The organism is Armatimonas sp. (genome assembly GCF_031410135.1).
Taxonomy (GTDB): Bacteria; Armatimonadota; Armatimonadia; order Armatimonadales; family Armatimonadaceae; genus Armatimonas.
Window position 1 is genome coordinate 1 of the sequence record NZ_JANNYP010000460.1, and the last position, 7,650, is coordinate 7,650.

The 7,650-nt window shown below is 58.1% G+C and carries 6 protein-coding genes, 1 tRNA gene and 1 pseudogene; 2 read left to right on the top strand and 6 right to left on the bottom strand.

Going from position 1 to position 7,650, the window contains the following annotated elements:
• Both RMO15_RS33340 and RMO15_RS17040 read right to left on the bottom strand, forming a co-directional pair.
• Positions 1-137, bottom strand: a pseudogene (locus tag RMO15_RS33340) (serine O-acetyltransferase); the annotation flags it as partial.
• 7 nt (positions 138-144) lie between these two features.
• On the bottom strand, positions 145-2,049 hold the full coding sequence (locus RMO15_RS17040) for a DUF3857 domain-containing protein (protein WP_309714647.1): 1,905 nt from the start codon (positions 2,047-2,049) through the stop codon (positions 145-147).
• A gap of 50 nt (positions 2,050-2,099) precedes the next feature.
• Between RMO15_RS17040 and RMO15_RS17045 the strand changes: the two genes are divergently transcribed.
• The gene (locus RMO15_RS17045; protein ID WP_309714648.1) at positions 2,100-3,632 is read left to right on the top strand and encodes an Ig-like domain-containing protein; all 1,533 of its coding nucleotides are present in this window, start codon (positions 2,100-2,102) and stop codon (positions 3,630-3,632) included.
• Positions 3,633-3,635: 3 nt separating this feature from the next.
• Here RMO15_RS17045 and RMO15_RS17050 read toward each other — a convergent pair whose 3' ends face one another.
• The 3 genes from RMO15_RS17050 to RMO15_RS17060 form a co-directional block, all read right to left on the bottom strand.
• The gene (locus RMO15_RS17050) at positions 3,636-4,007 is read right to left on the bottom strand and encodes a DUF5658 family protein (protein WP_309714649.1); all 372 of its coding nucleotides are present in this window, start codon (positions 4,005-4,007) and stop codon (positions 3,636-3,638) included.
• A 54-nt stretch (positions 4,008-4,061) separates the two neighbouring features.
• Positions 4,062-5,444, bottom strand: coding sequence for a PIG-L family deacetylase (locus tag RMO15_RS17055; protein WP_309714650.1), 1,383 nt, complete (start codon positions 5,442-5,444; stop codon positions 4,062-4,064).
• A gap of 38 nt (positions 5,445-5,482) precedes the next feature.
• Positions 5,483-5,570, bottom strand: a tRNA-Ser gene (locus RMO15_RS17060).
• 60 nt (positions 5,571-5,630) lie between these two features.
• Between RMO15_RS17060 and RMO15_RS17065 the strand changes: the two genes are divergently transcribed.
• Positions 5,631-6,095 carry a phosphatase PAP2 family protein gene (locus RMO15_RS17065; RefSeq protein WP_309714651.1) on the top strand — a complete coding sequence of 155 codons (465 nt, stop codon included), beginning with the start codon at positions 5,631-5,633 and terminating at the stop codon, positions 6,093-6,095.
• Here the strand turns inward: RMO15_RS17065 and cimA are convergent.
• Entirely contained in the window at positions 6,078-7,649 is a 1,572-nt protein-coding gene (gene cimA / locus RMO15_RS17070) for a citramalate synthase (protein WP_309714652.1), read from the bottom strand. The two genes, RMO15_RS17065 and cimA, sit on opposite strands and share 18 nt — an antisense overlap.
• Position 7,650: the final 1 nt, after the last annotated feature.

A 7,650-nucleotide genomic window follows, 5' to 3' on the forward strand; every position in this document is an offset into this window, starting at 1 on the left:
TGTATCCAGAGCCGATGTGCTAAGCGGTGGTAGAGAACCGCCCAGAGTCCCGCGTAGGTAAAGACTTCCAGAAGATTGCGCGCGGCGGGATCTTTCTCGAAAATCGTGGCGATATCCTCGCGGAGACGGGCAAACATACGGGGATCATTTTATCATCTGTGCTGCGACGTCTTTGCGGGCGATGACAAGCTCGCCGTACATCCGAAGATACCGCTCGATGTACTGACGAAGTGCGGGATACTCGGTCGCGGGGACGGTTGCTCGTCGGTCTTGTACCTCGATGGAGATCGTCAGCTTGCGCCCCTCTTGCTGGACCGTTCGGGAGAACTTCCCCAGAGCGCTCTCTTCGGAGATGGGTTTGGGAATATAGAGATAGCTGTAGCCTTCGGGGAGAGTCACCTCAAGGTTGGCACGCAGGAGTCGAGGTTCGGACTGGTAGATGGGGTAGAGGCGATTATCTTCCACAAAGGGCGATGCAAACGCAGGGCTGGCTTGGTCAGGGCGCGCCTTGAAGAGGAGCAGATCCCCGCTAACCGTGGCCCAGCTGGCAAACCGCGTCTTACTGGAGATACTCAGAGGCGTGTCACGGTTGCTGATATCCGTGAGCTGGAGGCTCTCAATGCGCGGATTCACGCCAATGCTGCCCAGAAGTGCCTCGACGTATTTCTTGCGCTCATCGGTACTCTTCACCACCAGGTTCGCCCGCAGGCCAAGCTCGTAGTCGCCGGTGCCGGAAAGCTGCACTGTTCCTATTGCCGCCCCTTCGGAGTCCAGTACAACCGAGGCTTGCTGGAGGTTCAGCGCCTCCGCCGGGCTCGCCTCTGGTATTGTCTCAAAGACCGCCTTACCATCTTTGATGACCAGCACCTCGACCCCGCGATCTGCCTGGGGGATGTCTCCAAAGCGACAGACCTGCGCCGTGGCATCCAGCCAGTAGGTTTTTCCTCCCACTTGGGCCTGACAGATCGCGTGGTTGAAGGCATGGGGTGAGGGGAGCTCGATCTGCTGAGGGAAGGGCTCCCCCGCCTGCAGCAAGACGGGATGTGCCGTAATCCCCACGGCTCGCAGCAGTGCCACCAGCAGAGTCGCCATGTCCTTGCAGTCGCCGTACTGAACCGTTAGGGTGCGGCTTGCCGGGCGTGGCTGGTAGGCGGAGATGCCCAGCTCAATGGCCACATAGCGGGTCTTCTCTTGCACGTAGTAGAAGATAGCCCGCGCCTTTTCTTCGTCGGTTCGGCAGTTCTGCGTTAGCTCTTGTGCCTTGGCAGTCACGCTCGAATCCGCCTGGCCTGCACTATGTGCCAGCTTGGTGTACCAGTCTGCCACGCTCTGCCAGCTCGGCACGGTGGAGACGGTCAGCTTGGGAAGCTGGCGCTCGGCAGGAGGCATGAGTGGCTCGATATTGAGTGGCGCGACGTTTTTTTGCTCCCAGGTATAGACCACACTCTTACTATCGGGGGCCGTACGAATCGTCGGCTCGATGGCGCTATTGCGAAGCTTGCGAGCGAGCTTGAGCGTGGACGGGACGGTGATACGCAGGCGGGTGTGCTGGACGGGATCGAAGCCGCCCTGGAAGTACCACTGGAACCAGAAGTGCCCTGGGAGGGGCGAGGTCTTCTGCTCCGTGACATACTCGTACTCGATCAGGCAACCCGGCTCGACCGCTGGCATGGAAAACGAGAGGACTTTGGCATCGTCGTAGCCCTCACTGGCGGCACCACTTCGCACCTCGGTGGGCTTGACCTCGATCACCGTTCCATTGGGCCGAAGCGTCCGGGCCCGGATGAGTTTTACGGTCTCGTAGCTGCCGTTATAGGGAATCTTGATCTCGGCCTCTTGCTCTCGTCCACGCTGGTTGAGAATCTTAAGCGCTTGCCGCGTTACGATCTTGGCGGAGCCATCCAGGCGCACCGTAATATCGGCAAGATCCAGCAGAGTCGCCTTGGCCGCATTGGGAAACTCAGACGCTTGCGGAGCCGCCGCAAGCAGCGCCTTGAGTTCCACGACATCTGTCTGCGGGAGAATAAGTGCAGGAGTTAAGAGCCACATGAAAACATAATACAACACCTGTATGACGAGGGCGATATAATACTTGTGACATGGTTACCCGGAAACACTTTCTTGCCACACTTGCCCTTGGAGCACTGACTACCTCTGCTATTGCCTCTTCCCAAGAGGACACCACAAAGCCGGAGCCTGCAAGCGATGGCATGGTGGAGCTGCACCGGATTCGCATTGTAAACCGTCGGCTGGGGACGATTCAAGTTTCTACCAACGAGGGCGACACGTGGTCTCTTGTCGGGCGTGTGACTCAGCCCAGTACGGGGGCCAGCGAAGGCTACATTGCCGCGGAGTATGCCCCGCGGGGCTCGGTGGCCGCTGTCGCGGTGCACGGTTTACGCATTCGTGTCTCCGGCGAAGACCCTCAGCTCCACGCGCCTCTGGTGCTGGGAATCTCCCCGAAGGAACTCTCAGGAGATAAAACAAACTACGGCTACGGTGGGCACCGGGCAGGCACCGTGGGCATGAAGACGGATATTCCCGCCGGCACATCGATCTTTCGGGAGCTAGCGCCGGTGCCAGGGAACATGGTCTACACCGAGTCGCGCACGGGTAAGCTGATTCCCTTGCCGGAAGACTTCAAGCCGTACGGTCAGGGAGAAGTCCTGGTGATTCTGGTACGGGTTCCCCTCAAGCGCCTCTCGGAGCTAATTATTGAAAATAGGCTCGGTGGGAAAGTCACCGGGACATTTGTGGGGGGGGAGAGTCGTGTCTTGACACAGGTTGTCAAGCCCGTTCAGGGGGTGGGGCGTTTCGATGGGACGAGCTACACGGGCGTGGGGCGAATCAACACGGCACACACGGGCGTGATCACTGTCTCTACCGCCCCGATTGACGCACGCTTGCCCGAAGGTGAAGGCAAGGAGCGGCGTGGTGGTTTTCAGATCTCGCCTGTCTGGCACAATGGGCGCACCGAAGAGCACAGCGCCCCGATGATGCTGCTCTTTGGCACCGTGGGGGTGGATGGAAAGCCCATACCACGTCGCAAAGATCTGGAAGGGACGGCACCGCTCTTTTTGAACCATATTGGCCTGTTTGGTGAGAGTGCTCTTGTCGACTGCCAGATAGATGGGGGAGACTGGGAGCACCTCCCGACGGTTCTCGGGGTACGGCTCGATGCCTTCACGGCGGATGGGCTCAATGATCTCTGGAAAGCGGCTGGTAGCTCGCGTAGCGCAAGTCGTGGCGTGACAGCGTTCCGGCTACGCCTGCCTCAGCCGACTGCGGAGACCATGAAGCTGGTGGTCGAGACGACTCTGGAGCGCTACCGAAGCGTGCGTCTGGCGGAGGCTAAGACCAATAAAACCCCGATGGTAAGCGGGGTGGTGACGATCAACCCGACACTGACAGATCCTACTCGTGTGTCGTTTGTTCGTCTTACGGTGGACGGTAAGATCAAGGCACTTAAGAACTTTGCGCCTTTTATTATCACTTGGGACACAACACGTCTCGCCGATGGGGAGTACTTTATTGAAGTTGATGCGATGGATGCCAGCGGAGCTGTTTTAGCCAGCACCCCACGCCGCGTCTTTGTGCTCAATCGTAAAGCTGTTTCCGTTGGAAATGAGTAAAAACTAGAACTGCGCCAGCTTGAAGTACGTGAGTATATAGGTGGCAATAATAATGCGCAGTAGCCAGACCGTGAAGTTTTTGTGGCGTCGAGCAAGGAGCGGAGCAAGTATCACGGCGGGCATACAAGAAATTGACTTAACTAGTACAAACGTAACCGGGTGAACATCAAACGTCCAGGCAAGTAGGTGATTAGCCTCTACAGCTTGGCCCATGGTTACCCAGTAGAGGGTGGTGAACATATCTGCCATGCAGATCACGGCCAGCACGAGCGACTCTTTCTCTGCGGCACGCCGGAGAACAAGTGGCCCCCGAAAGAGGAGTCGTAGGTCGTTGCGGCGCTGCGCGACTGCATCCAGAACTTCTGCCTGTGTCACAGGGGGGGTATCCTTCTCATCGTCGTCCAAATTTTTTTCACACCGTCTCCTACGCTACGGAGTGGGGCGGAGGTGAAACTCTCGGTAGCCCGTCTGATCCACAATGTAGCGTGAAGTCATTCCTGTATCCGCAGAGAGCCAGACTGTACTTTCTGCGTGCTGCTCTATCCCAAGCTGTGAGAGCGGGATTGTGCAGGAGAGAGTGCGGCTGCTCGGTGGCGGTAGGGTGGGAGAGTGCAACGTTCGTGCCACAAAGGCTCCCGTGCTGCTTCGTGCACGAACGCCATAGCGAATACCAGGGTTGGTGGTTCCGCGTAGCTCCATGGTCACCTTGAGTAGCTCTCCTTCCACTGCCGCAGAGAGCTGGGTGATATCGCTGCCAGGGTTGGCAAAGCGCACCACATCATCGCCCTGTGCGTCCCGAATTTTAGCCCGGTGATGGTCAGGGATTTGTGGGATGCTAAGCTGTCCAAAGATCTCATTCTCTCTCAAAAATGATCGGAGCTGGCGGCTACATAGCTCTAGCTGAGAACTATACTGGTTCAGTGCACGGGTCTTGGCTTTTTGGGCTTCCGTGTCTAGCGGGAAAGTCTTCCAGCGGGTATCGGCTTTGGCGAAACCAGCAGGCGGGAGGAGGGGATCTTGTGGCGAGTAGCCTTGTGGCAGGGGCCAGTCTCCTCGGTGGACAATGTAGTAATGCACCTGTGGTTGTGGTGATGTTGGGGGAAGGTCGGTTAGGGCTGCTTCCGTGAAGGCAGCTGCCATACTGTGGTCTGCATGATCGTCTGCGGGGTGCGTGACATAGATATCGGTGGGACGAAGTCTCTCCAGAAGCGCTCGTAGATCTTTCTTAACATTCTGGCCACAGTATGGTCCACGCGGTGTGGAGTTGCGCTGAGTAAATCGAGACCGGAAGGGCTTATTTGGGAGCCAGTTGGTCTCCCAGAGAGCTCGGAGGCCCTGATCGGGGTAGCCTAAAAACGTAATGTCTTTTTGTTCCACCCCAAGCTGGTGTAGCGCGGCGAGGGCTTCTTTCTGTCGCAGCTCCCCGAGGTGGACATAGTCTTGTGCCTGGGGCGGAACCCGACGTGCGACTATGGCGCAAGCAGCGGGAAACGCATCGCCATTGGTGAGAAAGACGACGTGGACGGGAACTCCCTTTTTGCGTGCTTGAGCGATCAGCCCACCAGCCCCCAGAGTCTCGTCGTCACAATGTGGTGCAACTACCAGAAGGCGCTGCGGGTTTGTGGGAACCGGGAGCACGGGAAGCACAACACTAGACTTTGCGTGGGCGATCAAGTGAAGATTGGCATAAAAGCCAAGCGAGATGAGCCCGATTAGAAGAGCTGGAGAGAGAGTTGCAATTAAGACATAGCGTTTCCAGCGCGGCCAGCTTTGAACCGCGTGGATTGTATCTCTCCAGTGAATGTGTCGCAATCGTGCAGAACCTCCTTGAAACACGACAAAAAAGAGAGCGGAGTGAGTGGGATTCGAACCCACGAGACCTTTGACAGCCTACACGATTTCCAATCGTGCTCCTTCGACCAACTCGGACACCACTCCAGAACAGGTTTGATTCTACCGCCTTTTGTCAGATTTGCCAAGATACGGGATACTGTGGGCATGAGAATCCTTCTTGCCCTCTGGGCGCTTGTCGCTTTTCTAGTGCCTGCCTCGGCTCAGACGGGACTTTTGAATCACCCTCAGGCAAAATTCTTCTCCCATGAGGGTAATCTTGCGTTCCTGGCCGCTGGACTTGCTCAGCGGGACTCACGGGAGCGAGCACGGGCTCTCCTAACCAGCACGGTGATTGTCACGAGCCTAAAGTATCTCACGCACGAGCGCCGCCCCGATGGCACCACATCCGATAGCTTTCCCAGTGGGCACGCATCTGCGGCGTTCACAATTGCGGGGTTGGCGGCGAGTAAGGCGCACACCAAGACGGAGGCGGCTCTCTGGTATCTCGGGGCCGCCCTGATCAGCGATAGCCGGGTCAGCCTAAAGCGCCACTACCCCCATGATGTCTTGGTCGGGGCAGCTATCGGGCTTCTTGTCGCCCGCACCCCGACACTACGCCTTCGCTTTTAGCAGCCCGTACTCGACCGAGTCTACAATCGCCTGCCAGCTTGCCTCAATTAAGTTCGTGCTGACTCCCACGGTCGCCCATGAGTGCCCGTGATGATCCGTGGACTCCACAATCGTACGGACTTTGGCCGCCGTCCCTTCGCCACTGGTGACAATACGCACCTTGTAGTCTGTCAGGGCAATGTCCTTAAGCTGCGGATAGGCAGGCTCAAGGGCCTTGCGGAGCGCCAGATCCAGAGCATTGACAGGGCCATCGCCCTCGGCTACCGCGAGAACCTCTTCGCCGTTGACCAGAATCCGTAGAGTCGCCTCCGTCACCGGGACATCGTCACTGGCACGCTTACCGATAAAGACGCGAAAGGTCACTAGCTCAAAGAAGGAGCGATACGTGCCGGTGGCTTTCTTGAGAAGAAGCTCAAAGCTCGCCTCAGCCGCCTCAAAGGCATAGCCCTGGTGCTCCATGTTGGTGACCGTCAGGAGCAGCTCCTTGGCGACCGGGGATTTTTTGTCTAAGACATAGCCTAGCTCCGTGGCCTTCTGCGCAATACTGGCGCTTCCTGCCTGCTCACTCACCAAGATGCGGCGCGAGTTGCCCACGCTATTGGGCTCAATATGGTCGTAGGCGCGGGGCCACTTGGAGATGGCATCGGCATGAAGTCCGGCCTTGTGGGTGAAGGCATTACGCCCCACAAACGCCGCCTTGGGGTGGGGGGAGAAATTGGCGACTTCGTCCACAAAGTGCGAGAGTGTGGTCAGCTCCTCCAGAGCCTTTTCCGGAAGGCAGTCGTAGCCGAGCTTGAGGCGCAGGTTAGCGATCACAGGGATGAGATTGGCGTTGCCGGTGCGCTCGCCGTAGCCATTGACCGTCCCCTGCACCTGTGTGGCTCCAGAGCGCACAGCGGCAAGTGCGTTGGCTGTGCCACAGTCACCGTCGTTATGCGGGTGCATCGCGATTCGTGTGCTAGGGAACGCAGCCACGAGTGCCGCGATCACGTCACTGACCTCATGTGGAAGCGCCCCACCGTTGGTATCGCAGGGGCAGAGCCAGTCTGCGCCGCCCGCAACCGCTGCTTCCAGGCAAGCACGGGCGTAGGGTTCGTCGTCCTTGAAGCCATCGAAGAAGTGCTCCCCATCAAAGATCACTTCCTTGCCGTGGGACTTGAGAAAGGCAACGGACTCCTGGATCATGGCCAGGTTCTCGGTGAGGGGGATGCGCAGGGTCTCGGTGACGTGGCGCGAGTGGGTCTTTCCCACAATGGTCACGACGGGCGTCCCTGCCTCTAGTAAGAACCGCAGAAGCTGGCTCTCCTCGACCGTCTCACCGGGCTTTCGGGTCATCCCAAACGCGGCGAGCTTCGCATGCTGGAGCGGCTCGGCCTTGAGGCGAGCAAACAGGTCGGTGTCTTTGGGAACCGCACCAGGCCAGCCGCCTTCGATATAGTCAATTCCAAAGGCATCGAGTCGCCGGGCGATACGCAGCTTGTCTTCCACGGAAAAAGAGACCCCCTCCATCTGAGAGCCATCGCGCAGGGTCGTGTCGTAGATAAAAACTTTCATG

Excerpts from the sequence above, each read along its gene's own strand:
- RMO15_RS17040 (WP_309714647.1), bottom strand. The coding sequence starts at position 2,049 with ATGTGGCTCTTAACTCCTGCACTTATTCTCCCGCAGACAGATGTCGTG.
- RMO15_RS17045 (WP_309714648.1), top strand. The coding sequence starts at position 2,100 with ATGGTTACCCGGAAACACTTTCTTGCCACACTTGCCCTTGGAGCACTG.
- RMO15_RS17065 (WP_309714651.1), top strand. The coding sequence starts at position 5,631 with ATGAGAATCCTTCTTGCCCTCTGGGCGCTTGTCGCTTTTCTAGTGCCT.
- cimA (WP_309714652.1), bottom strand. The coding sequence starts at position 7,649 with ATGAAAGTTTTTATCTACGACACGACCCTGCGCGATGGCTCTCAGATG.